The following is a 26,434-nucleotide window of genomic DNA, read 5'->3' on the forward strand; positions in this document are numbered from 1 at the left end:
CCTTCGCCTGGTCTTTTCTCGATCGCGAAAGAGCGAGAATGTTACCGGCTGGCGTTCGTTCCCTCGACATCGCGCTCAGGCAGCCTCGGCCTGCAGAAGGCCGATGAATTCGTTGTTGATTTTTTTGACCAGATCGATCGCGTCGAGCACGCTTTCGGAGGCGCGCCGCTTAGCCGACGGGGTCAGCGCCGGATTGTTCTCGATGCTGGTAAGCTTGGAATAGAGCGTCCCAAAGCCGGCGCCGACGTCGCTGAAGTGATTGCTCTTGCGAACGACTGTGTCCACCAACGGAATTCGGCCGCTCGTCAGGATAGCATGGACCTCCGGGAGGGAGCGATTATGCTTGAGGGCGATCATGTCCACAAAGTTCCAGATCGCCGCATACGGGATCGGACCTTGCGTCCGCTTCCTGGAAATCTCCTTCAAAATCGTTGCCACCTTGATGGCGGAGGTCGCGGCCGTCGGTTCGGGGATGACGGGAATGAGCACCGCATCGCATTCGTGGTAGACCTCGATTGCCCGCTGGTGAACGTATCCGCCAACGTCGTAGATCCGAATGTCAGCAGCAGGCGCCTCCGCAAGGCGATCTGCGAACCGGTCGTCCGGCGCGACCCGCATATGCAACAGCGTTCCATCGTTCGGGAGCAGCCCCCGCTTCATCGAGACATTGTACCAGCGGGTCGACGATTCCTGCTCGTCACAATCGATAAGCAGTGTCCTGTGTCCCTGCTGGGCGAACTCGGCTGCGAGATTGACGTTCAAGGTCGATTTCCCGGCGCCGCCCTTGAAGGTCGAGATCGCGAGCGAAAGTGGTTTGCCTGTCATGGAACCCTCAGCCTCGAAGTTTTGCTTGGGCTAGCGTGCGCTGGCGAGCAGCGATCAGATCGTCGTTGATCCTCATCGCTTCACGCTCCCGGGCTGTGTCTGCCTTGAGATCTCTGCCCGGCCAGAGTTTCAGGACTGGCAGAAGAAGGAGAACGAAGACGGTGATCGTCGCGCCTTTGAACCAAGGGGACTGCGCATACAGACTGGCCGCCCATTCCCATAGTCCCCGCGTCCACGCCGCCGGGAAGAAGAGATAGGAAATCGTCAGCGCAAGGGCGTAGGCAACAAAGGCCGCAATCAAGACACAGGCGGCCGAGACGATCAGAAAATTGATGCTTAAAATCAGGAACCATAGGGCCCTGAAGGGGAAGATCACGATCCTTGTGGCTGTCTGCTGTAGCGACATCTGCCTTTCTCCATGTCCCAGTTTCGCGTTTGAGAAGACATATCGCAATCTTTCCGACTTTTCCAGACTTGCACTGCAGTATAATTTTATGCATCATCGCCGGAGCCAATTGATGACGGACGCAAGCATGAAACCTGGCGCACGACGGCTCGCTCAACTCCTCCTCTGCATCATTGCATGCACGACAAATGCAGCGACGCTTGCGGGCGAAGAGGATGCGGTCTCAAGATTTGTAAGCTACTATCAGAAGGCCTACGCGGAAGGGCGGGATTTGATCCCTGCCCCGCAGAAGCCTCTCGATGTCTCCTCGATCGCCGAGCGTCTCAGCCTGCAAACCATCACACCTGAAGGCGCATTGAGCGGAAGCGCGTTCCTCGCCTCCGACGGCACCATCATTAAATTGGCCGGTGTCCACGGCTGCCTCTCGACCGAAAAGATGGAATTTGCCGGCGTGCAGACCACATGCGCGATGGTCTCGCTCGCCGGTCTAACCGCCATGCTCGAGGAGGCTGAGGCCGGCGCCGGCAACGCTTTCCCGTGTCATTTCCTCGGCCAAAATTCCGGTTCTCCGACCGTACGTTTTGCCGAATGCTTCTTCGTGGAGGACGGTGAAACACGATCGCTTTCCGAAGTGCTCCTTACAAAGGGAGTAGCGTTCGCGGCACGCGATCGCACCGGCCGGGCAGTGTTTCCAGAATATGCACAGGTAGAGGAACTCGCGCAGAAAGCCAAAGCCGGAATCTGGGCAAACGCGCAGTTCCTGCATCCTTACGGTGAGCGCTATCGCGCCAACCCTTCCGCAAACTCATCGCGATGAGGTTCCTGATGTTGATAACCACGCTAGCAGCCTCCGGCCTTTTTGCAGGCATGTCGATCATGCCCATGCTCGCCGGCTCGAACATCCCAGAACCTCCGCGCCTCCAAGCTCCGATTATACTGGTCCAGGCGACTGGGAGCAAAACGGCCGCCGTAGATAACCACGAAAGCGATGGAACCGAATTCGCGCCTTTTCCAGAACGGGCGCAGTTCGAAACCGGCGACACCTGGATTTCCGGCGGGCGGCGATATCGTCTCTATGGCCTGCAAGCGTGTCTCCGCGGGACACCCGTCACAATTTCTCCCGGTGTTGTCAGGGATTGCGGAGAGCTTAACCTGATCATGGTCCAGGCGTTGATAAGAGATACGAATCCCGTCTGCACAACCATCAGGGACATCGATCAGAACAATGCCGTGGTCGGCTGCCAAACGACAACAGGCGAACGGCGCTATGATCTCGCAACTTACATGATCGCCGAGGGGTGGGGATTCGCCGCCGTCGACACCGCCGGCCATTTGATCGTTCCCGGCTACAGGGTGGCGGAAGAAAGTGCACGATCGGCACGCGCCGGACTGTGGGCCTATTCGGACATGCCGCATCCCGTCGCAATCCTTGCCGGCCAAGGGAGTGCACAACGATGAGACTTGTTTCGCTGTCGACCATATTTTTGACGATGACAGTGACGGCCCCGAGCGCACAAATCCGGCCAGCTGACATCCCGCGTCAGATTTATGGAAAAGTCCAGGTCGTCGACGCGACCACCTTTGAATTCCGGAAGAGCGCGCAGACCGTGCGGCTGGCGGGATACGAAGCCCCTCGTCTCGAGCAAACGGCCACCAGCGATGGCGTCGACTGGCCGGCGGGCCAGGTCTCCCGGGCCTGGATGATCCTCCGAACACTTGGGCAGGACGTCAACTGCGCACCGATTGCTCGCGATGCCAACGGTGTGATCCTTGCCCATTGCTTTGTCGGAGAGACAAACCTCGCCGCCACGGCGATCGCAGAAGGCATCGGCTATGCGTTTAATTACCGCGGCGAACCTCAGGTTCCCGCTTATTTCGATATCGAAAGGAAGGCGCGCGGCCTTGGGTACGGCGTCTGGTCATCGCCAGATCTCCTTCCTCCCTGGCTCTATACGGCGTCAACGGCAAATGGAGAGAAGGTCGGGGGTTCTTCACCGGAAGCTGACAGCGGCTTGCCCCTGCCTTTACCCGTTGTCCCCGCCAGATCACCCACTCTAACGACGTGCATGGAGGTTAAATGAGCCGCATTGTTGCAGCCGTTGTAGCGCTCATATTGATGACCGGATCCGTTTCGATAGCGACCGCGCAGGACGGCGCTACCCAGAAGCAGATAGACCAGCGTGATCCAGACGTTTGCGGAGCCGGAGGTGCTGGTTGCGATCCTGCCGATGTGCAACGGTGGAAAGCTGTCGGCAACAGGCTTGCCGATCTCTCGTCAGCCGATCTCAGTCAGTACGCCTATGCCTGCGCCAAGCATCCCGATTGGAAGAAAGACTGCGAAGCCAATCCGGCTGCCGTCCTGAAACGGCTCGGGATCGAGGGATACTAAGCATGGCGCTAAACAAGCCTTCCGGAGGCGCGGTCTTGGCAGCCGCCATCGCCTTCCTCGTCGGCACGACTGGCGGCTATGCGATCGACGAAGTCATCCGGAGCGATCGCGAGACTGATCTGGAACACGAGGTCGCGCGGCTGAAAGATGAAGTGTCACAAAAGACGAACGCTGACGTCCCAAGTGACGAGGAGGTAAGCGCTGCGCTTGCGCAATCCGGGCGGTCAATGCGCATTTCGGAATGCAAACCGCGTCAGGCCGTGCCGGGTGTGACCTGCTCAGGCATTATCACAACGACGGCAGGATCATTTGCCGGAGCAAGCCAACCGGTGTGCTCTCCTTTGCTAAAATTGAGGGCGCCTGGAGGCAAATCCAATGAATACCTCGAAGGAGCGGACAATGAGACAGGGACTGATGTTGGCTGCAATCATGGCCGGATCGGCATTCGCGCCATCGGGAACGCCCGTAAGGGCCGACGAAGCGTCCTGGGGATGCCAGGTTCTGCTTTGCGCCGCGTCACAGAATCCGTCCTGGCACGGGGTTCCCTACTGCGTTCCGCCCATGACAAAGCTCATCGCGGCGATGAAGGAGCCGGGATTTTCGTGGCCTATTTGCCATGAAGCCAATGCCGGCAAGCCGGGACGCGAAACCTACGAAGATTGCCCGTCAGGCACCACGGCTGGCAGCAGTTCGCAGACTGGCAATGGTTGGAGCAGTGAGCCTGACCAGTGCATCAGAACTGTTGATATTTGCCGAACTCCCGGTCAGCGCGCTTCCGACGGCAACCAGAGCCGTGTCGTGATACGAAGGAGCTTCGGCGATCGCGGCGATAGCTGCATCCAGCAGATCGCGACGCCGCGGCCGCGTCGTGCAGACCCCTATTACTTCGATATCCCTAACAAACAAGGCGTGAAGCAGAGGTTCTGGTTCAACCTGAACCATTAATCCGCGTCGAACCAGTGTCACTGGAAGAACTTACGTCGGATCGGCGGTTGTTTTCTTTTTCCTTCGACGGGCTCGCCACGCGGCGATCCGAGCAAGATCACTTTCCGAGATTTTGAACAAATCCTCAATCGTGACATTCCACTCGCGCTGCATCTTGTCGAGGGTCGACAGCTTGACATCCCGCATGCCGCGGGTGACTTGCGACATGTACGCTTCCGACACGCCAAGTTGGTCGGCGAGATCCTTGTTCGTCAACCGCCGTTGAGCCTTCAACCGCATCAGACCGATGGCGAGCCGTTCCTGGAAAGAGAGAGACGTCAGGTCGATTGCATTCGAAACTTGGTCGGCGCCATCGTTCTTCAACCGCGACATCGAACGACACCCTCGCGCGGAGTTCTCATCAACGCGCTCCCGACCCATACGGGCAGACAGCCAGGCGCATGAGCGCGCCGACGGTCACGGGGATGTTTCAAAGTTCTACCGCTCATCCGATGCATCAGGCTGTCCAGAGACCAAAAAAGTTAAGCGTTAACGTTCTCATCTTCGTGTGCGACTTCAATACACCGCAGCGGGCAACCTGTGCAAGCGGCCCCCGAAGCCTCTCGAAGTGGACAATTATTCTCCTTGTAGACCTATCTCCGATTGCTCCAAACTTTAACTGCGGTTAAATTTTTGATCTGTTTCCTATGAATGGAGAACACGATGGGATCGCTCGAACGGTTTGGCTATCGGATCGACCCGCGGCGACTAGGAATGGCGATCCTATTCCTGGCGCTCGCATTCGTCGCCGCTCGGATCGCTTTTCGAGACAGCATGACCTTGGGCTATGCGATGGTCATCCCGACCTACATCTTCCTTTCGGTCGCTATTGAAGGTGCTCGGTCGGCGAGAAGCAGCTTTCGGGGCATTCGCGGTTGGGCGGAAACGACCTTTGCTCTCGCTTGCTCCGCGTGCGTCGGATATCTCGGCTTCAGCCTTTGGTCGATCGGGTATTAATGGCGCATCATGCGTATCGTGGTTCGCAACAGCCCGACCCACCCACTAGGAGAGCTGGATGAACGCGAAGCTATCGCTTTGCGCGCCTGGTACGGGAATGCAGCCACCAAAGAGGATGAAGCGATCGCGCTTGCGATAGTCCGCCGCGTCAAGGTGATGAATGGCTGGATCGAATGTGATTGCCTAGAGGCACAGCATCAGCCACTGCTTGCCCCAATCCAACAGGAACGCACGTTCACGCTGCGGCGGCTGACGCCGAAGGACAATGCGCCCGGCCGGCATGAGGAGCGACCAAACCACGCCCTCGCCTGTCCGTTCCACGTCGACAAGGACGCCAGTCCCGCCCTCATTGACCGCGGCTACCATCTTCGACCCCTGCCCAGGTCCAAGCGTTCGTACATTGATGCCCTTCCTGCCATTCCTAATCGCCTGGCCGATGTCTCAGGGGATGATCCCTCCCGCTCGAGCGAACGAAATGACCGACCTTCCAGACTGGGTGGCGTGCTATGGCGGATGCTCGATAGGGCGGGTACGAACGTGATCCCGCCGCTGCAGGATGACGTTGATTTCACGCTTGCCAATCAGTTGTCACGGCTGCGTTCCGCTTCCCGTGAGCTGAGGGTGCTCAGGATCTGGACGCTGAACGCGCTTCTATCGACTTGGGGACCCGACTATTGGAATCCGGAGAGCCGCTGGCAGCAACTGCTTGCGACCTCGCGCGGCGACTGGCCCGAGGGACTTCGCCGAACCGGCTTCATGCTGTTGTTTTCGACCAGTGTTTCCACACAGGCCATCATGCCGGCATCCACCTCGCGGACAATCGATATCCTCTCCAAGGTGCGCCAGCCGCTTCGGGGGGACCCGGCAAGCCGAGGACCGTTCCTGACGCTGCTGAACGTGGATTTTCAGGAGGACGATGAAGGCCCGGTTCGGGCTGTGCAAGCCTACGCCCAGCCGGTCTATAACGGCGATACGCTCTTCCCCGTCGAGTCCGGATTTGAGCGTGACGTTTCCCATCTGCTTTTCTGGCTTCAGCAATCGCTCTTCGATGCTGCTCCAGAACTGCGGATCTCCATTATCAAGCCCCTCTTCGCCATGGAAACACCCATCGGCCTTTGCAGGCCAGACTTTGTATTGGAGATTGCCTATAGAGATCAGCCACCGCGCAGACTGCTCGTCGAGGCCCTCGGGATGGAGACCGAGGAATATCGGCACGCCAAGGAAAAAACGATCCCGCGAATGAAGTACCTTGGGCCGATCTTCGGGATTTTTCCAGAGGATCTTACCGAAGCGAATTCCGAGCGCACCGGGCGCCGGCTGCAGGCGTGGGTCATCGATAAACTGGGCGGCTGAAACTGCGGCGCAACTGTTGGTCGATGATCGGCGTAGGAGATGGTTGGGCGGCGGGGTTCGCCTTCTGCTATGCCTGTGCCGAGCCGCCATCAAGCTCGGATTCGGCTGCCTTGAGCAGAGCGAGCTGAGCACGAGATCCGATCTCCGGCGGGCAGTTCCCAAACATGGTGGACACCAGCTCTTCCGCGAGTTCGGCAATCGTCGGCGTCAAGTGCGTGGGAAACAGCCGGTCCAGGTCATTTGCATCCGCTCCCCGGCGTTCGAGTTCGGCCTTAATAGCGCGCTTTTCCACTGCACGCTCCTTGACCATCAGCCAGAGGCCAGCGTTAGCTCTGGCTGCCGCAACAATCCGCTCGACAACATCGTCTTTAAAGAGATCTCGAGTTGCGAGGTATCTGATTTCGCCCACGGAATTTTCCTCCTTTTGTCGGCTCTGACTAAAACCGGCAAATACCGCTCCGGCGTGGTAAAGCGGAAAGCCGTTTTTTGGCGCATGCTTTTCGCCTACATAAACCGGTCTTCGGCGTCGTCGTCTTGCGGCCCCTCTTCGTGCAGCGGATCGCGGGCACGATCGGCAAATTCGCGCAGAAACGCTTTTGAGCTATCCTCGGTCAGGCGCTCAGAGAGGGTTCCGATCAAGAGCTCGACGTCTGCGTTCAGCTCCATTGGATCAAACGAGCCGGCGTCCGCCTGCTCAAAGATTGCGTCGTTCAAGGCCTTGATGTCCGAACCGAAAGCGCCACGGACGTCCTGGCGCCGCAGGATGGCTGACGCCGGGAGATTTTCAGTCTCCTCCTGAAAATGCGAAGCGCGTGGCGCTCGATTCCGAGGTCCGCGCGGAGAGCCCGGATAGACACTGCGGTCCAACTTTGCCTGATCTATCTCGATATCGACGTCGTCAATCTGGACGGGGCCGGAAGCGCGCGTCGCGTCCCCATCCCCTTGGCGACCGCCTCTCGGAGAAGATTGCTTTTTCTGCGCCGGTGTCTTCTCGTCATCTCGAAGTTCTTCTTCCGTCCGTCCAGCCTCGCGCATTTCGTCGAGGTCCAGACGCTGACGAAGCTCATCAAGCGACGAAATATAGACGTGACGCACGCCGTCCTTGACGATGAAGCGAATGCTCTGTGGCTGCTGTGGCCGGTTGACGACGGCCAAATCGATCTCCATCCCAGAGGCCGGCGAGTTGTTCTCCTTTCTCCGTGGTGACGCGGTTCCAAGCTGCGGCGCGCCGGGCATGAGGGCTTCGCTGTCGGCAATCGTCCATTCGACCGGCTGTATGCATGGTTTGGTCACCGGCCTGAACTTCCGCACCTTCGAGAACATCCGCTCGCCGCCGGAATCGAGTTTCATAATGCGCATGAGCGGCATGCCGGTGACCTGGAGCACCGCCTCCTCCGGTTTCATCATCATCAATGTGTTGACGGGAAGCAGGTCGACTGACACCGGCACCTTCGAGATCGAACGCTGCCTGCGACCATGGCGATGGGAGTAAGAGGACTGCTCGACCCATTCCGTCGTCCTGCCGGCTGCGGCCGAGACGGCGGCCGCGTCCTCCTGGTTCTGGAAGTTCATGAACAGCTTGATCGTGGACGCGCCCATCAGGATCTTTTGCCCGGACCGCTGATACAATCGTTCGAGCTGCGCACCGTCCTGCAGGATAAAGACGAAACGCACACCGTTCTTGCGGATCAATGGCGCAAGCGTCAGAACGGTGTCTATGCGCCCGCCATTGCCGAACTCGTCGAGCATCATCAGCACTTCGTGCTCGCCGTTCCGCAACGGTCCCATCTGCACGAGCTTGTCGGCCATTTGTTGGATGAACATCGAAATCAGCCGTTCGTAGATCTGCATCGCATTCCAGTCGGCCTGAACGAAGATCACCAGTTTCCGCTTTCTGATCGTGTCGATCGGGATCGTGGTGATGGAGGTCAGCGCTTCGACCAAGGGGTTCTGCAGAAAATTGAGCTTTGCGACGATCTCTGCCGCGATCCCCTCGCCCAGCTTTTCATGCCGGCCCGCGAACTTGGTCAGCTGCATGCGGGTCTGATCGGAAAGAACGGTCTCGTAGTTCTCCAGGAGCTGGATGATCGCCTTGCGCTCGTCCGACATCGAATTGAGGATGCGGTAGAGCTCGCTCAGCGATTTTCGGGTGTCCGGGCATTCGAGCACGAAGCCAAGCATGGCCGTCAGCAATATCCTGGCGCTCTCTTCCCAGAAGTCGGAGGAATCGGAGCGCAGACGCTCTGGCAACAGCATCTGTGTCAGCTTCTGCAGGTCGGTGATGCGCTGGTTCGGGTCGGCGCTGATGAGGTCGAGAGGATTATAGGCGTCGGTAAATTTCGATCCCGGCGCCAGCAGGAAAATCTCGTAGCCCTGGTCTTTGAGATAACCCGACGTCTCCTCGAACAGCTCACCGCTCATATCGAGGACCATCTGCGATCCCTTGAAACTTATCATCGTCGGAATGACAAAGCCGCGCGACTTGCCCTGTCCCGGCGAGCCGATGACCATCACATGCTGGTCGCCGTCGTTGCGCAGAAGAAGGCCCTGCTTGAGGCCGAGGACGATACCGTGCTTGTCGCGCAGCCGAAAATCGGCGGCATCCTTCAAGGTCGCCAATCGCGCCTTGCCCATGATCATGCGCTGGCGTTTCTGGATCGCCGCCCCGATTGGAAACCCAACCAGGGCTCCAGCACCCGCCAGACCGGCGAGAGCGGCGAACACAGTCTGTCGCGAGGGCCGCTGAAAGCTACCAGACGCGTCGGTGTAACCAAAGGGCGCCTGATACATCGCCGCAAGATGAGCGTCAAAATAGTCCGCTACTCCGGCGAACCCACCGGCCTTGCTTGCAACGAGATAAAAGACGATTCCGTAAACAATGACGCCGGCATAGGCGCCAGCAAAGATCAGCGCCGTATGGGCAATCAGGGTGAACATCGACCTCACATGCAGCAGGTAGAGGATTTTGCGCGACAGGGCCCTGCCGCCTTTCAACATCCAGAGGCTCAGCAGGAAAAACAGAAACGGCGAGGCCAGGACCAGAGCCAGGATCGAGAGCCCGACAGTGTTTCGCGCGCGGATAACCGACCATGTGTAGGCAATACTGTCGAGACCGGGTGCCTGGGCAACATAATCGTAATAGGATGTCGATCCGAAGGATGTGACATAGGCGTCGTAGATTAGCGTGAAGAACAGCAACCATATCATCACGGCGCCGAGAACGGCGACCGGGAATGTGAAGGCCGAGACCTCCTGAAACTTCGTCCACTTCGGACGTTCAGCCTCTGCGTCCGTGGATACGTTTGCCATCTTCGTCTACCTCGTCTGCAAAATAGATCTCGCTGACACCGCGGCCGCCGGCGGCATCGCTCTTCTTCAACTGGACCACGATCGGGATGATCGAGCGGATGTAGCGGATGATATCGTCGCGCTCCATGCGGACATTGCTGTTGAGCACCAGCGTCGACAGTCGATTAAAGGCATGATGTGGGGAGTTTGCGTGGATGGTCGACATCGAGCCCGGATGACCGGTGTTGATCGCATTCAGGAAATCGAAAGCCTCGTCGCCGCGTAGCTCGCCCATGAAGATCCGGTCTGGCCTGAGCCGCAGTGCGGAAGCCAAAAGGTCTGTCATCGTGACCCTAGCCTCGCCCTGGGCGCCCTTCGAGACCAGCAACGAGACGACGTTTTCCTGGCGCGGCTCGAGTTCGGCCGTATCCTGCATGAGGATGAAACGCTCATGGTTTGGGATCGCCGTGAGCATCGTATTGAGAAATGTCGTTTTGCCGGTGGAGGTGCCGCCGGAGATCAACATGCTGCGATGATTGGCGGCCGCGAGCTCCAGAAACGCACGCGCTTTCCCAATACGCAGCAGGCGCGACAACTCGATATCGACATCGTCGATATAGTCGTCTCCTGTTACCTTGGTGAAGCGGAAAGCGCCCGCTTTCTCATAATCGTCGAGATCGAAGCGCCGGATAAACTGCTTGCGGATCGAAAACGCGTGTCCGGTGGCGGAGGTCGGATTGAGCACGAACTGGACGCGCTCGCCGTTGGTGAGCGTTGCCGAAAGCAGCGGATTCTCAGCATTGATGGTCTGCTTTGTGAACGAGGCAGCGCGGGACGCCATATGGCGGATCGCCTCCTGATCAAGCCCATCGATCTGTTGCCTGATCATGCTGAGCTGGCCGATCCGCTCGAGCCAGATTTCGTTGCTGCGCTGGCAAGAGATCTCGACCACGGTGGGATCGTCGAGGAAGGGCCTGATGGGTTCAAGCGCCTCGAAAAGAAAGTGCTGCTCGGCGGAGATCGACGGGTGCGCGTTCATTTGCCCACCTTCTTTCGACGCAGGCGTTCGAACGCCTCGCGCACCGGGTCCGGATAAAGATCCGAGAAATCGAGGTCACGAGTAACAAATACGGTGATGTCGGACCCTTGAGCGATGTGGATCGTCGGGCGGATGTTGCGGCTGTCCTGGAAAGCCTCGCTTGCGAGCTGTTGAATACCCGACGCGATCGTCTCCGCAGCAATCTCGCGCGCCCGATCCTGCGAGGTGGTTCCGTTATTCTGCGGAATGCTGGTCACGCTTCCGTCCGTGTTGACCACCGTGATATTTCGATCCTGTTTCTGACCGAGTTGAGCAATGTATTGGGTGACCCCGCCGATCATCGTCATCAGCGCCGGTGGCCCGAATCGCTCCCAGTATTTCCGGTCGACGACACCTGTCATGCCGGAGCGGCCGAGACGATCCGTGCCGTAAGAGCCAAGCTGGACAGAAACACCGTCGCCACGGATCATGCGCGTCCACACGATGAACAGGCGCTCCTGCCCGCGTTCGACACCGGATTTATAATCGCCGATCAGTGAGGAGCCGGCAGGAATGAGGACCCGGCGGCCGTCGAAGGAGTAGACATCCTCCCGAACGATCGCTTTCACCATACCGGCGAGATCCGAATTGATCGCCGTCTCCAACGTGCCGCGGATCATCGTACCCTGTGGGATCCAGGCATCAATACGGCGGTTCTCGGCGGCAACCGACACCTGTACCCCCTGCCCTCCCATGGCCTTCAGGAAGGCGCGATCGCCATCGACAGCACCGCCCGCATCCGAGGCTCCGCCGGCGGGCGTGCTTGTCGAGCCGTTCGCGCCGAACAATCCGGCTCCCGTGGCGTCGGGCGAAGCGCTTGCGGCCCCGCCTGCGCGTTCCGACTGATCGAAGACGACAGCAGTGGAGCGCACACGCTCAAGCAGTTTTGCCTGCCGGGCGAGCTCGATGCACTTAGGATCGTCAGGATTTTTGCCTCTCGTGCAATCGACATCGACCGGAGGCGTTATCTGGGCCGGCGCCGGCGGCGGGGGTGGCGGAGGGGGTGGCGCCTCCGGCACCTGCACCGTCGGCAAGGGCGGCGGCGCTGGCGGATTGAAGCCTTCGTTTCTAGGCGCTTGCACCGGGCGGAACTCTTCATGCGGCGTATTGTCGATCGCCGGTTCCCGCTCGCCGCCGGAGAGAAGGAAATAGAGGACCACGCCAACGCCGGCGATTGCCACCACCACGGCGACCGGCCGCATCAGCCCGACCCCGGAGCGCCTCACCTGACCGCCAATCGCGGTATCGGTCTCGATCGAATGATAGTTCGGATCAGACATCGTGCCTCCCTATCGAGATTTTGATGGTGAGCTGGCACCAGCCGAGCCAAGGCGCTTCGGCGCCACGGCACCCTCGATCGGCGCCAGCACATCGGCTGGAGCGGTCCTCAGATTGAACAGGCAGGTCTCGTTCTCGGTGCCAAAACGAAGCGTCCACTGCCGCGAGACCGTGTCGATAACGATGTAGTCGGCCTCACGGCGATAATTGACGAGGCTCTCTCGCCGTTTGGCATCGACGATGAAGATCGCCGGCAGGTCGCCGGTGAACTTCATGAAGGTCTTCAAGCCGTCATCAAACACCCACAAGGGCTTCGCGGCATCGCTACCCTTGAAGCCATAGTCGTAATTGACCTTGTCGCGACGGATGTTCTTGATGTTGGGATTGCGTTCGGCATCCTGGGCTTGTTTCCAAAGCTCGGCCGTGCCCTTGAGGCCGGCATCTTCCGGATAAATGAACCGCAGCTTGAAGGTCTGGTTCTGGATCGACTTGCTGTCGTTGACCTCGAGGTCGAACGAGTAGGTCCGCTTCGTCGTCACCACAGAGAGGTTCGTCGGTGCGTCCTTTTCCATTGGCTTCAGGGTGAGTGAGCGGCGGTCGGCCGATGTCAGGATCTGCCAGGAAACCGTGTCACCCGCGACCACCTGGGTGACCTCTTCGTCCGCACCGAAGAGGATGGTCGTCACCATGCCGTAAGTTCCGGTGACGACGAAGACCTGTTCGGCCGAATAGGGCAACGTCCGAACCCGCGGATCGAGCCGGCCAGGCCGGGCGATCAATTCCGCATGAACCGAAGAAGCCGCCAGCAGCAGTGACAGCGTTATTCCGACGCACGCTCGCCTCATGGGACGAGCCCCGACGGCATGGTCTCGGGAACCTTGACATATTCGGTCACGACGAAGCCAAGGGGATTGTAAAGCCGGACCCTGTTGCTGGCTGGGAGATTGATCTGGCGGTAGCGGACCGTCGCCGACCAGCGATTGACGACGTCGCCGCCGCGCCGGCGCTCCCTGGTCTCGAAGCGCACCGCCATGGTCGTTGCGTTGAGCGGATTGACGGACAGGATTTCCGGCCGGATCTCGCCCGTGGTTCCCATGGTCTTGACCGGACCTCTCGGATTGGAAGGGTTCATCATTTCCGAGTAGTCTTTAAAAGCCGGCGAATCCGGGTCCGACCAAAGGGCGATCATGTCGAAGTTTTCCGAGAGGTAGCGGGGATCGTAGGTCTCGCGGCGGATGACATAATTACCCACAAACGAGGCTCGGACGGCCTGGATCTCCGAAACGTTCGATCGGTCCTTATCGAGCGTCGTCACCGTTTCCATGTAGCCGGTGTTCTTGTCGACGATCAGCGGCACGACCTCGGTTCGCACGAGCGGGAAGAGCTGTGCGACGGAGAAAGACAGCACGCCGGCGACGATCCAGCCCGCCACCGCAAAGACCAGCAGGATGAGACCGATCAGGGTCCGCAGGGACCGGTTCTTCTCCCCCCATGAGAGGTGTTGATCGTAGATGTCTTGCGGGCCGGGGACACGATCGGCCGGCGCCGGCTTCAATTGCCTTTTGAACAATACCAAATCTCAAACCTCGAAGTCGCAATAGGTAAAATGTGAACGTTATCCTCGCAGCCGATGCGTCATTCGCTGTTGCGACGGCGATTGGTGAGCATGCGGCCGAGAGCGCCGGCGCCCGCGATACTGCCGCGGCCTGCAAGCGCCGCAGCGGTGACGGCGCCTCGGGGACCTGCTAGCGTGCCGAGCGCTATGGCCGCAGCCTGTCCAGCACGGGAATTGCTGGAGGATAGGCGCCTGCGGGCGGTATTGTAGGCGGTGTCGACGCCACCTCCTCCCGGGACGCCGGAGAAGGCCGCGCCGTAGGCGAAGGTCCGCGCAAAATCCGGCACCTGGAAGATGAAATAGGAGATCAGCGCCAAATAGAGCACCATGGCGAGGACGATCGCCAACGCATTTTCCTTGGTCGCCATGTCGCCGTTGATCGTGTCCATCATGCCGATCAGGAACCCGAACGAGAGGCCAGCCATGATGTAGGTGAAGAGCAGCATGAACATGCCGTAGGCGACACCCCTCACCCAGGCATCAAAGACGAAGCGGGTGATGCCGAAGAAATAGCAGAGAATTGCGATCGGACCGATCGCCAGCATGACGGCGGTGATCATCTTGGCAAACAGCGTGACACCGGTGAGGATCAGCAGCATCGGCAGGAGGCCGAAGACCAGCACGATGAAGACGACGACAGCGCCGGTGACATTCGGCAGCCAGCCGGACTCGTAGGAATTGAAGAGCTGCATGGCAAAATCGTAGACCTTGCGCGCCATCGAGGCGACTTGTTGGGCGATGTCCGCACCGGCCGATTGACCGCCCATCGCCGAGGATATGGCCGAGCCGAGATCCTGCGGCGCCGATAGCACGAACTGGCCGATATTGTCGTAGAAGAGTGCCCACGACATGATGAGCGTATAGGCGAGCGTGATCTTGAAGGCGGTGATCGCCATGTCCTGAAGGGAAACGCTGGATAGTCCGAGGGCGCCCCAGAGGAAATAAAGGATCAGGAAGATCGCCAGGATGCCTGAAACGAGGTTTCTGTTTTCGGCAAACAGCCCCCAGGCCCGCTCCAGCGACGCCTCGTTGATCTTGTCGAAATATCGAAGCGCATCGCCATAGAAGTTTATCGCGTAGCTGACGGGATCCATGTCTCTTCCTGAAAATTATTGACCGGTCGCATCGGGCCGCAATCGTCCTTGAGGGCATCCGCGAGCGCATCCTCAGCGGTGGTGGTCGTGGGCTCGGATACCAAGCCGAGAGCCGGGACCGGATTTTCGTCAGCCGAGCATTTCGCCAGCTGTTCGTGCTTCCCGGCGCAACCGGCAAGGGCCGCGAGGCTGACTATCAGCACGAGAACCGCCTTCACTGGTTCTGGTCCTCGAATGCCTTCAGCTGATCCCGAACGGAGGTGCCTTGCGGCTGCGTCCCACCGTCACGCATGACGCTGTCGGGTAGAGGCGCGAAGGTTTTGAGGTTCTGCGATGACGTTGCGAGGGCCGCTTTATATTGCTGGTTGAGCAGCATAACCTGGTTGTTGAGTGAGCCGACTGCTTCATTGGCGGTCTGATTGCCCTGAAGCACCATCTGGGTGTTTTGCTCCAGAGCTCCCTTCAGGTCCTTCGCGGTTCCGATCTGCTGGGTGGCCTGCATGAAGGAATTCTGCCGGTCCTTGGTGGCGCTGTTCATCGCGTCGGTCAGCGCAGTCAACGTCGTCAGCGCGTTGATGCCCTGCGAATAGGCCTGATTGGCGCCCGAGAGCTCACCGCCCTTAACGGTATCGACCACCATCTTCACCAGGTTGAGGCCGTTGATCAGCTTGGCCGCGGTATTTTGAAACTGACCGCCGATTCCTCCGAACACGGCCGCGTTGCTCGACAGCACCGTGCCGAAATCCGGTGCCTGTCCCATGGTGAAGCCATTGCCGGTCGCGAGCTTGGCGAATTGGCTCGCATCCTGCGTTCGATCGCCAGTGATCGCCTGCAGAGTTTTCGTGGTGTTGTCCTTGACGACCGAGGTGTCCTGCTGGATCTCGGACGACAGGCGCTTGATGTCCTCGCTGATCGAGATGTTTTCCGAGTCCTTGACCGGGACTTGCGCATAAGCCTGAGGGACGGAAACAATGGCGAGGGTCACTGCGATCAGTGCTGTCTTCATGTGCCTAACCTCTCTCGTTCTCAATTTGACGTCGGCCTGGAATCGACGACCGTGACCAGGCCGAGCGCCGGATCCTGCAACGCCGTGAAGGTCGCAACCGCGCCATTTGCCCGCGCCTCGTCCTCCAGATCAGACAGCCAGCGCTGGATCTGTTCGGTCGTGGCGTTCTGCGGAACAGCGAAGCACCGTGTGCCACCTGTGTCGATGATGTTGGTCGGGCACCGGATCTCGGCCATCACTAGCGACCCGTCGTGATCCCTGGAATTTCCTCCACCACTGCCGCGCAGGTTTGCCGACGAGGATTGCAGGCCAGACTGAAGGCGCTGCAGATACTGCTGGTTCGCAGCGATCGACTTTCCGAGCAACTCGTTCCAGACCGAACCGCGTTCGATCTGCGCTTGAGTGTTTCGGTCGACCGCCTTCTTCAGCTGCTCACCGCAGCCGCTTGCGTAGCTCGCGGTTTCCGGCTCGGCTGTCCCCTCCGGGGTGTTATCACCGTTCTGGGCCTTGTTACGGGCATAATAGGCGGAGACCTTTTTGACGTAGTCTTGTGTCTCGGGGATATTGGGGATCTGACCGTTCTGCAGCGACTGGCGATACGGACCGGCATTATAGCCGGCGGCGATCAGGTCATAGCGGTCTCCGAACATGCCCTGAAGTTGCTTGATGTATTTGACGCCGCCGCGAATATTGTCGCGCGTGTCGTAGGGGTTGACGCCAAGTTGTGCTGCGGTGCCGGGCATCAGCTGCATGACGCCGGTCGCGCCGACCGCCGAGCGCGCCGATTGGCGGAAGCGGGATTCCTGCTCGGCGATCGCCATCGCGAAGTTCGGATCGACGCCCTGCCGGATTGCCTCCTGTTGGACCATGCTGGCAACTTCCTGCTGGCTTGGCGTGCGAGACGATGGCGCAGCGGGCGTGGTGTCTCGCGCCATGCCATCGGCGGAGCAATCGGCCGGCGCGCCAGAGCCCTCACCGGGCGCGACACTATCGGTCGTACCGCCCGAGGCGCCTTTAACCTTCCGGGTATCGGCCTGATAGGACTGATACCAGTTCAGGGTGGCCTGCTGGATCTTCTGGCGGGCGTTGTCGATGACCGGCACCTGGGCATGGCTCGTGCCGATGGGAAAGACGAGAGCCAAGGCCAAGACGCCGGCCGCGGCTCCCTCAAGGTGCTTTGCGTTCTTCATCGACCGTCACCCCATTCCAGTCGCAGAATTTCGAGAGCCAGTTCTTTGGATCGTCGCCATACTCGTCGAGCAGCAGCTCGACCTCGCGCACCGTCTCCTCGCGGCCGGACAGCACCTTGATGAACTCCGGCATGTGGGACATGTCCACGCGTGCGATCACGCTGCTCCTAGCCTGCTTGATCAGCATGAAACGCGAGCTCGGATCGCCGTTCTTCACCCAATCAAACTCAGCCCGCGATAGGCCGAAATGCTCCATGTAGGAGTTCTCGTCGGCCTTCGGATTGGCAAAGAAGATATTGGTCGACGTCTGTTCGATGATCGTGCGGCTGACGGTCGAACGAACAACGTCGTCGGCCGATTGTGTCCCGAAGATGACGAGACCATTCCTTTTTCGGATAGTCTTGAAATAGTCCTTCATGGTGCGCTTGAACTCGTCGTCGTCGAGCAGCTTCCAGGCTTCGTCCATCAAGTTGATGATCGGCGCCTTACCGTCGTAGATCGCGTCCAGCCGATGGAACATGTAGAGAAGCGCTGCGGTACGCACCGTCGGATCATCAAGGATCGACGTCATGTCGAAGCCGATCATCGGTCGCGAGATATCGAGATCGTCGGCCGCGTTGTCGAAGAGCCAAGCGTACGGCCCCTTGTCGACCCATTTGTCGAGCCGGGCAATTAGGCTGCCTTCCGTTCGCTCGCTACCGGCGAGAAGTGCCCTCAGCGACGAAAGACGGCGATATGACCGGTCCTTCGTCTTGAGGACGGACTTGATCGCGTTACGGATGATCGCCTCTTCCTGCGGCGTCAGGCTTTCGCCTTCCTTGGAAGGCTTCAGCATGAAGCTCAGGAGCCCATAGAGGAAAACGCGGTTCTCCTCGGTGTCGTCCAGCAATAGTGGATTCCATCCCGACGGCTGGCCGGGCTCCAGCGACATGTAGGTTCCGCCCGCTGCACGTACCATGATGTCAAGGCCGCGATCCTTGTCGAAGACGATCGTCTTCAGTCGTGGACTGACGCGATAGGCCTGCAGGATCAGGAAGGCCATGATGACGGTCTTGCCGGACCCGGTCGGGCCGAAGACGGTCGTGTGCCCTACGTCGCCCTGGTGGAAATTGAAGAAGAAGGGCGTGCCTGACGTCGTCTCGAAGATCGTGATCGCCGGCCCCCAGTGGTTCCCGTCAGGTTTGCCATAGGGATAGGCGTGAAAGCTGCTCAAGCCGGCGCAGTTCAGCGTGGAGATCAGGGCACGCCGGGCGATATAGGCCTGATTGCCCGGCAGTTGCGCCCAGTAGGCCGGCTCCGCATTCAGGTCTTCGCGGACATAGGAGGCGCCGAGCGCGCCAAGTTCGTTGCCGATCAGAGCCACCGCGTCGTCAAGCTGGGCGGTGGTTTTGGCGACCGGCATCACAGTGAGATGATGTTCCGTGAAGGCGACCCGCTTGCGGGCTAGTTCGTCCCGGGCAATATCGAGGTTGGCCTGGACACTCGATCCGCCTTCGTCGGCCTTCGACATCTGCCGGTCCAGCCGTTCGATCCGGCTGCGCGCCGCCATATCGTCGACAAAGGACATCGACTGGGTCAGCACCAGCTCGAATGGCAGCTTGAGAATATAGTCAAGCATGCCGGCGCCGGTCTCCGGCGGATACTCCTTCAAGGAGACCATCGCCGCGTAGCGGTCATCATCCGGTATGTCGCCCTGCAGGTGGATGATGCGGTTGCCAATCGATGTCCTGCGGGCCGGCATCATCTCGTCGATCGGGATGTTCCCAAGACGGATCGGCCGGACGCGTCCGCCGTTCAGCAGTGTATAGAAGAACTCACATTGTTCGGAGAACCAGGCTTTGCGTGCGGTCTCCTCGACGACCATGTCTTCCAGCACGTCGCGGAAGATCGTCCTGTTGTCGCCGACGTCGACCTGTACGCGTTGCACGTCGCGCAGGACCTTCGGGCCATAAACGGCAAGCGATTTCTCGAGCGCCCGCGTTGCCTCGACCAGCTTGTCACGCATCGCGCGGAACTGTTCCTTCCGTACGATCGTGCCGCCGGCCCCCATGAGGCGGGAGAGCGCGGATCCCTTGCGGAACATGGGGCGCACGACCAGCGAAACATAAGTGTCGTTCACGAACATCTCGTTCTTCGAGATGCTCGACTGATAGACGTGATCGAGACGATCCATAAAGGGATCGGCGAATGCCGACGGCAACGACGGCGCAACCTTGCGTCTGATCACATGGGTATAGAGTGCGAAGCTGCCGATGGAGGAGATCGCACGGAAGGCGGCGTTGCGCTGCCGCTGCAGCATATTGATCGTTTCGATATCGGCCGTCTCGAAAGAAAAGCCGGTGAGCTTTAGGGTCGAGACGAGGCAGTCGTTCTTTAGGCGGATGATGCCGTTTTCGATCGGGACGTAGAAAGGAACATGCGTCGCCACATTGCGGTCCGCAAAGATCTCCCAGCCCTTCGACAGATTGCCTTTCAGCGATCTCGCCATCGTGTTCATCGCTTACACCCCGTAGGTTCTGACGCCGCCACCGAGCTTCCGGCCAAGAGGATTGACACCACACATGCTGAGGCGCCCGACGATCTCGAAGAACCAGAGATCGAGCTTGACGGTGAGCACGTAGAGAATGCTGTGAAGGACCACGAAGGAGACCGGGAACCACAGGATGGATCCCAGGATCATGAACACCATTAGCGACACAAAGCATTCCGCCAGGAAGTAAGTGTACGGAATTCCCATCACCGTCGGCGGCCGCGTCAGAGCCAATATAACCGGATGGGATTCGATATATTCGTCGCCACCATCGGCGGTGTTGCCTGCTCCCGCCATGATCAAGATCCGCTGCCAGCGAGGAAGTCGACGAGCTCGGCTGCGGCAAACATGCCGGCAAGGCTTCCCCCAACCCGAAGCAGGGCTCCCCAGGACCAGTAGCCGAAGGCTGCTGCGAGAAACATGCCGATAAAGGCGATCGCTCCTACGGATCGGCCGAACGGGCCGGTAAAAAACTGCACGAGCCGGTCAGCGGCGTTTTGCAGCGCATCGAGGTTCTGCGCCGCCGCAGGCTCGTACTGGCTGACGAGCAGGATCAGGCTCGCCGCAAGCACGATCGCGGCATTACCGACCCATTTCCTTCGGGCCATTGAGGACCAGGCAACGCTGCCATAGAGAACGGCTGTCTGGACTGCCAACGTGATGGGATTCATTGAGACACCTCTTCCTTGACAATTTTGACCGGCCCGCGGGTATCCTTCCGCGCCTCATCACGCTGAGGACGGACCTCTGGTGGGGACGGTGTTGCAGCTGAGAAAACAAGCATGGGGGATTTGGCCCGTTCGGCAGGCCCGGTACGGCGCTTGGAACTGGGCACGAACTCTGACGGCGAGTCGGCTCGTGGGATGCTCGGATTGGCCGTTGTGCCGGTGTAGTATCCGACGACACGCGTGACATAGTCGGCGGTCTCGCGGATCAATGGTAGGGAATGGCGAAGGTCCACGTTGGGCTCGCCCGCATTATAAGCAGCCGCGACCAGCACAGGGTTTCTATACTTGGCGATCAGGACACGAAGGAATCGGGTACCGGCGCGGATGCTCTGTTGGGGATCGGTCAGATCGGTCGCACCGAAGGCTTCGCCGATCCGTGGCATGACTTGCATCAATCCGATGGCGCCGGCGGAACTCACCAGGTCTGGATCGAACGCGGCATTTTCGGCCCGCATCACAGAAAGCACCCAGTTCGGATCAACCTCCTCCTCACCGGCGACCTTCAATGCAAGGCTGGCATAGTCCGTGGGGACGCCAGATAAAAGATCCGGTCGGGCCTGCGTTCGTGCCGCATTGATATAAGGTGCGGTTGCCGGCTCGGAAAGCTCGGGGACGGCTGTCGCCTGCTCAAACGAGTAGACGCTGACCAGCGAATGCACACCGCGTTCCCGACGGTCATTCCTGCTCTCAGCCGCTGATTCTGATCGCCCCACATTGTCACTAAACCCTCCGATGAACTCCGACGGGCGAGCGCTGATTCGAAGCGCATCAGTGACCGGGCCGCTAAATCGATCGTTGAAGCTGGCAGAATCGATCGTTGGGATATCGAGCGTCGAAGCAGCGGCGGAGGTCTTCGGATTTGGCGGCATGGCCGCCACCTCGTCAGCCTTCAGCTCCATCCGGCTGGCAGCGTGTCCGACCTGCGTCAACTGTCCTGCGACGATGTAACCGCTGCTGTCATCTGGGCCGGAGGCGAAACCTGTGAGGAGAAAAGCCGACGTTCCAGCGAGCCAAAGCACGCTCCGCGAGGATATCTTGTGCGGTCTGTTCATAGGCGAGAGCGGGACGCTATCCATGACTGAACCAATGCTAAATTATACTGCGGTATAAGATTTTGAACCGCATTCAGCCTTGGAAATCAACCCTAAAGTTTAACTGGAGTATAATTAATGCGACGCCGCGATGCCTGATGACGGGAGCTTCCTCAAGGGATTCAGTCGTTTAGCCGTGACCATCTATCCGGGATCCAGCGATAATGAAGCTGTCCGCGGTCTCCCAAAATGCGAGCAAGACGGACCGCGGTTCCGCCCTTCACCAGTATCGAAGCGGCTTCAGCGCCCGAGCTCCCGGAAGAGATTCGGCACACGAAATTGGGCAATTCCCTCTTTATCCTCGCCACTGGATAGCAGGACAGGATCTGGTAGCGCTCGCCGTCGCCGGCAATCGTCAGGCTCCTCTCCTGAACGGGGCCAAGACGCTGGCGCCCGACTTCGGTGCCATACTCCAGCTGGCACTCGACGATGTTGTCGCGATAAGCTCTGCAAGCTGTGAGGCTGAGATACGCAAACGGCGCCGGCGGCCGTGGTTGCGGCCGCTCAACCTGGTGACCACATCCTGCCAATGCCGTCATTGCTGCCAGAGATCCGAAGAGCTTCGTGAAAAAACGCATAGTATCGCTTTCTAGCTTGCCTGCCGGTAACCGGCATGTTCGAGGGCTTCGAGGAAAAGATCGCGGGCGAGAGCGCAATAGGGCGACGATGCCTGAGCGATGTGAAGCTGGGTCAGCACCAGTCCGAGATCGGAAATGGTTGTCACGACGTCCTTAAAGTCACTGTTGAACGCGTCCCGCAACATCTCCCGGCCATCGTGGCCCTTGATCACGATCGCGTAGTCGTCACGCGCGATGCTGTGCCAAAGCTCGATCATACCGGTTTCACCGTTTGCGCTTTCCGTGTCGCAAACGAGCAGGAGGGCATAATCCGGATCGCGCAGAGCGCTTTCCTCTATCGAGGTGTCTCGGCGAAATTCCGTCAGCACCACGTCGGAGGCAAAAAGCATCAAGCGCTCGTTCACCAGAAGGCGCTTTTGGCCAAGCCGAACAAAGCCGTTCATCACGGCGGAGCGAATTGCCGCAGGTGGAAGGTTTTCTGCGCAGTGTTCGCAAATCGACGTCAGCCTGCCATTCAGGAAGCTGAAGGTGCTGTGGAAGCGGTTGACGACGGATCGTTCGACATGTTCGGTCTGACCGCCCAGCGCCTCAACGAATGCGAACGCATCAAGTCGTCTGTTGGGCTTCGCCAGTACGTCGCTTCCCGACGTCGATCCTGCGTCCCCCACCAGGCTCGAAGGGCCAACCACGACAGCGGCAGACCGCGTCTGTGCGCCACAGCCAGGGCAGTCCGCTGAGAATGGCACCTTGTACCATTCCTTCGTCAGGAGGGATCGATTGTGTATCAGTGTCAAACCCCATTTTCGAAAAAACGGAATACCGCCTGGCGCGCAGCTTAGATCAAATGACTAACTTATACTCTGGTATAATTTTATCAGCAGCAGATCGCTTGCTCAAGCGGGAAAAAGCCTATGTCTAAGCTCCGTCGTAGGTGAGTGCATGATCGGTTGCGATAGAGGCATCGCCGAGGTCTTGTTGTCGCGGTCTTGGTTGTTGCGAAAACCGCAGCAACCACGATTGCGACTTTGCCAATTGAGTGTTTGTCCGAAGAAGCAGACCGTCTGGACGCACTTTCACCGTTTCGCCAAACGGGTGAACCCCTCATTCGCCGATGCGTCGGATCGCTCAAATGCCTATTCGAAGAGTAAGCTGTTCGCTGAGTGGCCCAATCGCGCGCCCGCGCAACCACCGATTCAGCGATCCGCCCAATCACCGATTCACGGATTAACTGAATCGGCTGGCCTCCCATTCGCCCGATCGGTGTCGCCCCATTTCACGGATTTGCTATTTCGCTGATATGCCGTTTCACCGGATAGCCCAATCGCCGCTTCACTCATTCGCCGACGTACCGATAGGCCCAAACGGTGACGCACCTATTCACGTTTACGCGGCTTCGCCTGTTTGCACATTCGCAATCCCGTCCAATCGGCGAACCACCTATCGGCGCGACCGCCCATTCGCTGATTAGCGCAAGCGCTTGACCTCCAAGATGCTACTGCATTTCACGACAGCCGGAGGCTCTTGCGCCAAAGAGCCGGCTCCCCAGCCCCCTCCTAGCAGCTCGATGTCTCTCGCTCATGGCCTTGTTTCGTTTGAGAATTGAAAGGTCGGGAAACCCTCTTTCGCCTTTGAGGCGATCGCCCTTCGGGCGAAACGGCTATTTGGTATACCAATAGCCTATCCTGCCATTCCACCAAAGACGGCCAACCGCCGTGCCCGAGGCGCCAATGCTGTTGCGAGTCTTCAGACGATGCAACGGCGATCGGAGGTGTCACAGCGACGATCCGCGTCGCAGGAACAGCACTTCGGTTGGCCGTCTTTGGTGGAATACTGAAGCGAGCCGTCATCGCGACCAGCCGGGATGTTCGGACCGCAGGGATCGGACATCGATGGCTGCAAGCGATAAGATGGCGAGCCACCAAAGGAGGAAAAGGCGGACGGAGCGGATACCCGAAATATGAGGGTGTAGCGCAGTCTGGCCTTTTCCTCCGTATTGTTTGGGGAAGTCGCGGCAGCGTCCGCTTACCGGCCCGAAAGGCCGGGCGGGACTTTACCCGCTCCGCAGGGAGAGGGGTGCTTGAGGGGAGAGGCGGCTAGTCTCTCCCCTCAAGCCCGCGAGCAGGCTCGATGCCAGCAACCGATCAAGCGAATGGAAGATGGCAAGAGACGGGCTTGGCCGTCTCTCGCGGGCACGTCAATAGTAGACGACGCCGAAACGTGGCGCCGCCAGTGCAATAGCCGCGAGAGCGGGCGTCACCCGAATGGGACGAAACCCGAAAGGGGTTCGGTGAGCAACAGCGAATAGCACCGTCCGCCGGAGGCGGCTCGCCCGTACTACGCAACAAACCCATCATCGCCGTGAATCAATCGACGGGGACCGATTCAAATATGTCGTTGGACGCAAAGTCACGCCTGTCCGATTCTGTATTTCATGATCGCGCAACCCTACCAGCTCTATGTCGAACGCACGGACGCCAGCAAGAACATGGCCCGCTACTATGCCATGTCGATCGAGCCCAACCTGTTCGGCGAAGCTTGCCTCATCCGCCGATGGGGCCGCATTGGTGCCAGGGGCCAAAGACTAATCCATCATTTTAAGAAGGAAGAGGAAGCGGTCGGGCTCTTCCTCCAACTCCTGCGTCAGAAACGGCGGCGCGGCTACGGTCCGAGAGCGAATTTCTCGCGAGGGGCGATTTCCTGAGCGATGGCGGAAGGAGGCCGGCGAAGCGTAGCTTCCGGCTTGAAGCGCCGGCTGATCCGACGCGACAGGCCAGGCGATATGGCGAACGCCGCCTCAGAAGGGCGGCTCGGCGTCGATTGAACCCTCCTGTTCGGCCATGATCACCTCGAGCTCGGCGCGGGCCAGTTCGAGTTCGATCTCGCGGCGTTCGCCGGGGTACACGGCATTTCGCAATTCGGCCCGCAGCTCTTCAATGTGTTGTTCCAAAAGCATCGTCGTCGTCTCCTTGACGTTTGTGAAAGACGACGCGCGCGGACATGGGGGCGTGGCGGCGTCAAGGATCGCGGACGCGACCGCCAGCGGCGGCGAGTGGGGGTGCCGATTTTGTCGGAGCGCAGGGAACCGGAGCGGAGGCAAAATTGGGGGAACCGCTCGTCCTTGAGGCCGGCATGGCGCCATGGCATCCTCGGACGGACTGAGCAGACATTACCTCTCCGTATCGCACCCGAACGCGAGGGCGGCCTCGATGCCCGTCTTCGGGTTATCTGACACCTGACCACGTGAATAACTGTGGAGATCCGGGGCTTTCCGCGCCATTTTCCGCAGCGCGTCGATGACAGCTCGGGGCGGTAATGGCAGGGATTCTGCATCTGAAACGATGCGGAGACGAAGATGACCACGACAAACGAAATTGCCGAGAAGATCGCAAGCGAGCATGGCCTCACAAAGGTTCAGGGAAAAGCCATCGTCGAGGCGGTGATCGCCTCGATTACCGAAGCTGCGGTTGCCGGCAATGAGACGTCGCTGCCCGGCTTCGGCAAGTTCAAGGTGAAAGCGACACCGGAGCGCGAAGCTCGCAATCCTGCGACGGGCGCGACGATCAAGGTCGCCGCGGCCAAGAAGCTGGCGTTCACGCCGGCAAAGGCACTGAAGGATGCGCTGAACAAGTAATCTTGCTGACCAAGCAAAAAAATAGCCCGTGCCGGGCTATTTTCGTTCCGGGTTTGCATCAGCGGGTGAATGTCCGCTCAAGAAGGTCCTGGATAATCGTGTCGCTGACCACGTGATGCGCTTCGCGGGCATGATCGTCCAGCAGCTTGTGAAGAATGCCGGATGCCAAGGGTATGAAGTCGAAACCGCGTGCGATCGCCGTGGTCCTCAGTTGCGACAGTGTTTCGTACTCCCGGAAGTCCGTGCCCAGCCAAGGTTCCAGGTCCTCGCTTTCGGCGTCCGGAAACGCCTGAAGAAAGAACGTCTGAAGCGGGCGGACGTAGCCGATTATGGCATCCGGGTCGGAGTGGCGGGATGCGGTTCGGGTGACAGTAATCGTGTAGCGGCTCATGGCCAACTCCTTGAAATGAGGG

General features: G+C 59.4%; 30 protein-coding genes. 9 read left to right on the plus strand and 21 right to left on the minus strand.

Features of this window, described 5'->3' with window-relative positions; translation table 11 throughout:
- Positions 1 to 75 precede the first annotated feature (75 nt).
- Together FHT73_RS24290 and FHT73_RS24295 are read right to left on the minus strand one after the other, a co-directional pair.
- The gene (locus FHT73_RS24290) at positions 76 to 825 is read right to left on the minus strand and encodes a ParA family protein (RefSeq protein ID WP_183715384.1); all 750 of its coding nucleotides are present in this window, start codon (positions 823 to 825) and stop codon (positions 76 to 78) included.
- Positions 826 to 832: 7 nt separating this feature from the next.
- Positions 833 to 1,231 (minus strand): hypothetical protein, encoded by a 399-nt coding sequence (locus FHT73_RS24295; protein WP_183715386.1) that lies wholly within the window; start codon positions 1,229 to 1,231, stop codon positions 833 to 835.
- Positions 1,232 to 1,343: 112 nt separating this feature from the next.
- Between FHT73_RS24295 and FHT73_RS24300 the strand changes: the two genes are divergently transcribed.
- Genes FHT73_RS24300 through FHT73_RS29830 form a run of 5 tightly spaced genes read left to right on the plus strand, consistent with a single transcriptional unit; the run spans position 1,344 to position 4,240 of the window.
- A complete protein-coding gene (locus FHT73_RS24300) occupies positions 1,344 to 2,048 on the plus strand; it encodes a nuclease (RefSeq protein WP_246699146.1) in 705 nt (234 codons plus the stop codon).
- Positions 2,049 to 2,056: 8 nt separating this feature from the next.
- Complete coding sequence (locus tag FHT73_RS24305) at positions 2,057 to 2,689, plus strand: thermonuclease family protein (RefSeq protein WP_183715388.1); 633 nt, start codon at positions 2,057 to 2,059, stop codon at positions 2,687 to 2,689.
- Complete coding sequence (locus FHT73_RS24310; protein ID WP_183715390.1) at positions 2,686 to 3,312, plus strand: thermonuclease family protein; 627 nt, start codon at positions 2,686 to 2,688, stop codon at positions 3,310 to 3,312. The genes FHT73_RS24305 and FHT73_RS24310 overlap by 4 nt, the downstream gene beginning before the upstream one ends.
- Entirely contained in the window at positions 3,309 to 3,620 is a 312-nt protein-coding gene (locus FHT73_RS24315; RefSeq protein WP_183715392.1) for a hypothetical protein, read from the plus strand. The genes FHT73_RS24310 and FHT73_RS24315 overlap by 4 nt, the downstream gene beginning before the upstream one ends.
- A gap of 35 nt (positions 3,621 to 3,655) precedes the next feature.
- Positions 3,656 to 4,240: a hypothetical protein gene (locus tag FHT73_RS29830; protein WP_348648155.1), complete on the plus strand. Its 585-nt coding sequence runs from the start codon at positions 3,656 to 3,658 to the stop codon at positions 4,238 to 4,240.
- Between the two features lie 355 nt (positions 4,241 to 4,595).
- Here the strand turns inward: FHT73_RS29830 and FHT73_RS24330 are convergent, their stop codons facing one another.
- Entirely contained in the window at positions 4,596 to 4,937 is a 342-nt protein-coding gene (locus FHT73_RS24330; RefSeq protein ID WP_183715515.1) for a helix-turn-helix transcriptional regulator, read from the minus strand.
- A gap of 330 nt (positions 4,938 to 5,267) precedes the next feature.
- On the opposite strand from FHT73_RS24330, the gene FHT73_RS24335 reads away from it, so the two are divergent.
- On the plus strand, positions 5,268 to 5,561 hold the full coding sequence (locus FHT73_RS24335; RefSeq protein WP_183715396.1) for a hypothetical protein: 294 nt from the start codon (positions 5,268 to 5,270) through the stop codon (positions 5,559 to 5,561).
- Positions 5,562 to 5,570: 9 nt separating this feature from the next.
- Positions 5,571 to 6,914 (plus strand): hypothetical protein, encoded by a 1,344-nt coding sequence (locus FHT73_RS24340; RefSeq protein ID WP_183715398.1) that lies wholly within the window; start codon positions 5,571 to 5,573, stop codon positions 6,912 to 6,914.
- Between the two features lie 67 nt (positions 6,915 to 6,981).
- Here FHT73_RS24340 and FHT73_RS24345 read toward each other — a convergent pair whose 3' ends face one another.
- The 16 genes from FHT73_RS24345 to FHT73_RS24420 form a co-directional block, all read right to left on the minus strand.
- Positions 6,982 to 7,323: a hypothetical protein gene (locus tag FHT73_RS24345; protein WP_183715400.1), complete on the minus strand. Its 342-nt coding sequence runs from the start codon at positions 7,321 to 7,323 to the stop codon at positions 6,982 to 6,984.
- Between the two features lie 95 nt (positions 7,324 to 7,418).
- On the minus strand, positions 7,419 to 10,223 hold the full coding sequence (locus FHT73_RS24350) for a type IV secretory system conjugative DNA transfer family protein (protein ID WP_183715402.1): 2,805 nt from the start codon (positions 10,221 to 10,223) through the stop codon (positions 7,419 to 7,421).
- A complete protein-coding gene (gene virB11, locus FHT73_RS24355; protein WP_183715404.1) occupies positions 10,192 to 11,241 on the minus strand; it encodes a P-type DNA transfer ATPase VirB11 in 1,050 nt (349 codons plus the stop codon). The genes FHT73_RS24350 and virB11 overlap by 32 nt, the downstream gene beginning before the upstream one ends.
- Complete coding sequence (gene virB10, locus FHT73_RS24360) at positions 11,238 to 12,560, minus strand: type IV secretion system protein VirB10 (protein ID WP_183715406.1); 1,323 nt, start codon at positions 12,558 to 12,560, stop codon at positions 11,238 to 11,240. The genes virB11 and virB10 overlap by 4 nt, the downstream gene beginning before the upstream one ends.
- Before the next feature lie 9 nt (positions 12,561 to 12,569).
- On the minus strand, positions 12,570 to 13,403 hold the full coding sequence (locus FHT73_RS24365) for a TrbG/VirB9 family P-type conjugative transfer protein (protein ID WP_183715408.1): 834 nt from the start codon (positions 13,401 to 13,403) through the stop codon (positions 12,570 to 12,572).
- Entirely contained in the window at positions 13,400 to 14,128 is a 729-nt protein-coding gene (locus FHT73_RS24370) for a type IV secretion system protein (protein WP_246699099.1), read from the minus strand. The genes FHT73_RS24365 and FHT73_RS24370 overlap by 4 nt, the downstream gene beginning before the upstream one ends.
- 65 nt (positions 14,129 to 14,193) lie before the next feature.
- A complete protein-coding gene (locus FHT73_RS24375; RefSeq protein WP_183715412.1) occupies positions 14,194 to 15,267 on the minus strand; it encodes a type IV secretion system protein in 1,074 nt (357 codons plus the stop codon).
- On the minus strand, positions 15,243 to 15,485 hold the full coding sequence (locus FHT73_RS24380; protein ID WP_183715414.1) for a hypothetical protein: 243 nt from the start codon (positions 15,483 to 15,485) through the stop codon (positions 15,243 to 15,245). Before FHT73_RS24380 ends, FHT73_RS24375 begins: the two co-directional genes overlap by 25 nt.
- Complete coding sequence (locus tag FHT73_RS24385; RefSeq protein ID WP_183715416.1) at positions 15,482 to 16,273, minus strand: conjugal transfer protein; 792 nt, start codon at positions 16,271 to 16,273, stop codon at positions 15,482 to 15,484. The genes FHT73_RS24380 and FHT73_RS24385 overlap by 4 nt, the downstream gene beginning before the upstream one ends.
- Before the next feature lie 20 nt (positions 16,274 to 16,293).
- Entirely contained in the window at positions 16,294 to 17,463 is a 1,170-nt protein-coding gene (locus FHT73_RS24390) for a lytic transglycosylase domain-containing protein (protein WP_183715418.1), read from the minus strand.
- Positions 17,441 to 19,960 (minus strand): VirB4 family type IV secretion/conjugal transfer ATPase, encoded by a 2,520-nt coding sequence (locus FHT73_RS24395; RefSeq protein ID WP_183715420.1) that lies wholly within the window; start codon positions 19,958 to 19,960, stop codon positions 17,441 to 17,443. Before FHT73_RS24395 ends, FHT73_RS24390 begins: the two co-directional genes overlap by 23 nt.
- 3 nt (positions 19,961 to 19,963) lie before the next feature.
- Positions 19,964 to 20,290: a VirB3 family type IV secretion system protein gene (locus tag FHT73_RS24400; protein ID WP_064710298.1), complete on the minus strand. Its 327-nt coding sequence runs from the start codon at positions 20,288 to 20,290 to the stop codon at positions 19,964 to 19,966.
- A 2-nt stretch (positions 20,291 to 20,292) separates the two neighbouring features.
- Entirely contained in the window at positions 20,293 to 20,664 is a 372-nt protein-coding gene (locus tag FHT73_RS24405) for a TrbC/VirB2 family protein (protein ID WP_183715422.1), read from the minus strand.
- On the minus strand, positions 20,661 to 21,797 hold the full coding sequence (locus tag FHT73_RS24410) for a lytic transglycosylase domain-containing protein (RefSeq protein WP_183715424.1): 1,137 nt from the start codon (positions 21,795 to 21,797) through the stop codon (positions 20,661 to 20,663). Before FHT73_RS24410 ends, FHT73_RS24405 begins: the two co-directional genes overlap by 4 nt.
- Before the next feature lie 137 nt (positions 21,798 to 21,934).
- A complete protein-coding gene (locus tag FHT73_RS24415) occupies positions 21,935 to 22,390 on the minus strand; it encodes a hypothetical protein (protein ID WP_183715426.1) in 456 nt (151 codons plus the stop codon).
- An 11-nt stretch (positions 22,391 to 22,401) separates the two neighbouring features.
- Positions 22,402 to 23,136 (minus strand): hypothetical protein, encoded by a 735-nt coding sequence (locus FHT73_RS24420; RefSeq protein WP_348648157.1) that lies wholly within the window; start codon positions 23,134 to 23,136, stop codon positions 22,402 to 22,404.
- Between the two features lie 1,685 nt (positions 23,137 to 24,821).
- On the opposite strand from FHT73_RS24420, the gene FHT73_RS24425 reads away from it, so the two are divergent.
- Positions 24,822 to 25,091 (plus strand): WGR domain-containing protein, encoded by a 270-nt coding sequence (locus tag FHT73_RS24425; RefSeq protein ID WP_183715428.1) that lies wholly within the window; start codon positions 24,822 to 24,824, stop codon positions 25,089 to 25,091.
- 93 nt (positions 25,092 to 25,184) lie between these two features.
- Here the strand turns inward: FHT73_RS24425 and FHT73_RS24430 are convergent, their stop codons facing one another.
- Positions 25,185 to 25,343 carry a hypothetical protein gene (locus FHT73_RS24430; protein WP_183715430.1) on the minus strand — a complete coding sequence of 53 codons (159 nt, stop codon included), beginning with the start codon at positions 25,341 to 25,343 and terminating at the stop codon, positions 25,185 to 25,187.
- A 399-nt stretch (positions 25,344 to 25,742) separates the two neighbouring features.
- On the opposite strand from FHT73_RS24430, the gene FHT73_RS24435 reads away from it, so the two are divergent.
- Positions 25,743 to 26,021: an HU family DNA-binding protein gene (locus FHT73_RS24435; RefSeq protein ID WP_183715432.1), complete on the plus strand. Its 279-nt coding sequence runs from the start codon at positions 25,743 to 25,745 to the stop codon at positions 26,019 to 26,021.
- A 58-nt stretch (positions 26,022 to 26,079) separates the two neighbouring features.
- Here the strand turns inward: FHT73_RS24435 and FHT73_RS24440 are convergent, their stop codons facing one another.
- Complete coding sequence (locus tag FHT73_RS24440; protein WP_183715434.1) at positions 26,080 to 26,412, minus strand: hypothetical protein; 333 nt, start codon at positions 26,410 to 26,412, stop codon at positions 26,080 to 26,082.
- Positions 26,413 to 26,434: the final 22 nt, after the last annotated feature.

The organism is Rhizobium sp. BK098 (genome assembly GCF_014193155.1).
Classification (GTDB): domain Bacteria; phylum Pseudomonadota; class Alphaproteobacteria; order Rhizobiales; family Rhizobiaceae; genus Rhizobium.

Coding starts and splice junctions, on each gene's coding strand:
- FHT73_RS24365 (WP_183715408.1), bottom strand. CDS start 13,403: ATGAGGCGAGCGTGCGTCGGAATAACGCTGTCACTGCTGCTGGCGGCT.
- FHT73_RS24340 (WP_183715398.1), top strand. CDS start 5,571: ATGCGTATCGTGGTTCGCAACAGCCCGACCCACCCACTAGGAGAGCTG.
- FHT73_RS24290 (WP_183715384.1), bottom strand. CDS start 825: ATGACAGGCAAACCACTTTCGCTCGCGATCTCGACCTTCAAGGGCGGC.
- FHT73_RS24375 (WP_183715412.1), bottom strand. CDS start 15,267: ATGGATCCCGTCAGCTACGCGATAAACTTCTATGGCGATGCGCTTCGA.
- FHT73_RS24400 (WP_064710298.1), bottom strand. CDS start 20,290: ATGGCGGGAGCAGGCAACACCGCCGATGGTGGCGACGAATATATCGAA.
- virB11 (WP_183715404.1), bottom strand. CDS start 11,241: ATGAACGCGCACCCGTCGATCTCCGCCGAGCAGCACTTTCTTTTCGAG.
- FHT73_RS24395 (WP_183715420.1), bottom strand. CDS start 19,960: ATGAACACGATGGCGAGATCGCTGAAAGGCAATCTGTCGAAGGGCTGG.
- FHT73_RS24415 (WP_183715426.1), bottom strand. CDS start 22,390: ATGCGTTTTTTCACGAAGCTCTTCGGATCTCTGGCAGCAATGACGGCA.
- virB10 (WP_183715406.1), bottom strand. CDS start 12,560: ATGTCTGATCCGAACTATCATTCGATCGAGACCGATACCGCGATTGGC.
- FHT73_RS24295 (WP_183715386.1), bottom strand. CDS start 1,231: ATGTCGCTACAGCAGACAGCCACAAGGATCGTGATCTTCCCCTTCAGG.
- FHT73_RS24350 (WP_183715402.1), bottom strand. CDS start 10,223: ATGGCAAACGTATCCACGGACGCAGAGGCTGAACGTCCGAAGTGGACG.
- FHT73_RS24385 (WP_183715416.1), bottom strand. CDS start 16,273: ATGAAGACAGCACTGATCGCAGTGACCCTCGCCATTGTTTCCGTCCCT.
- FHT73_RS24440 (WP_183715434.1), bottom strand. CDS start 26,412: ATGAGCCGCTACACGATTACTGTCACCCGAACCGCATCCCGCCACTCC.
- FHT73_RS24335 (WP_183715396.1), top strand. CDS start 5,268: ATGGGATCGCTCGAACGGTTTGGCTATCGGATCGACCCGCGGCGACTA.
- FHT73_RS24300 (WP_246699146.1), top strand. CDS start 1,344: ATGACGGACGCAAGCATGAAACCTGGCGCACGACGGCTCGCTCAACTC.
- FHT73_RS24425 (WP_183715428.1), top strand. CDS start 24,822: ATGATCGCGCAACCCTACCAGCTCTATGTCGAACGCACGGACGCCAGC.
- FHT73_RS24435 (WP_183715432.1), top strand. CDS start 25,743: ATGACCACGACAAACGAAATTGCCGAGAAGATCGCAAGCGAGCATGGC.
- FHT73_RS24330 (WP_183715515.1), bottom strand. CDS start 4,937: ATGTCGCGGTTGAAGAACGATGGCGCCGACCAAGTTTCGAATGCAATC.
- FHT73_RS24405 (WP_183715422.1), bottom strand. CDS start 20,664: ATGAATCCCATCACGTTGGCAGTCCAGACAGCCGTTCTCTATGGCAGC.
- FHT73_RS24315 (WP_183715392.1), top strand. CDS start 3,309: ATGAGCCGCATTGTTGCAGCCGTTGTAGCGCTCATATTGATGACCGGA.
- FHT73_RS24305 (WP_183715388.1), top strand. CDS start 2,057: ATGTTGATAACCACGCTAGCAGCCTCCGGCCTTTTTGCAGGCATGTCG.
- FHT73_RS24310 (WP_183715390.1), top strand. CDS start 2,686: ATGAGACTTGTTTCGCTGTCGACCATATTTTTGACGATGACAGTGACG.
- FHT73_RS24430 (WP_183715430.1), bottom strand. CDS start 25,343: ATGCTTTTGGAACAACACATTGAAGAGCTGCGGGCCGAATTGCGAAAT.
- FHT73_RS24410 (WP_183715424.1), bottom strand. CDS start 21,797: ATGGATAGCGTCCCGCTCTCGCCTATGAACAGACCGCACAAGATATCC.
- FHT73_RS24390 (WP_183715418.1), bottom strand. CDS start 17,463: ATGAAGAACGCAAAGCACCTTGAGGGAGCCGCGGCCGGCGTCTTGGCC.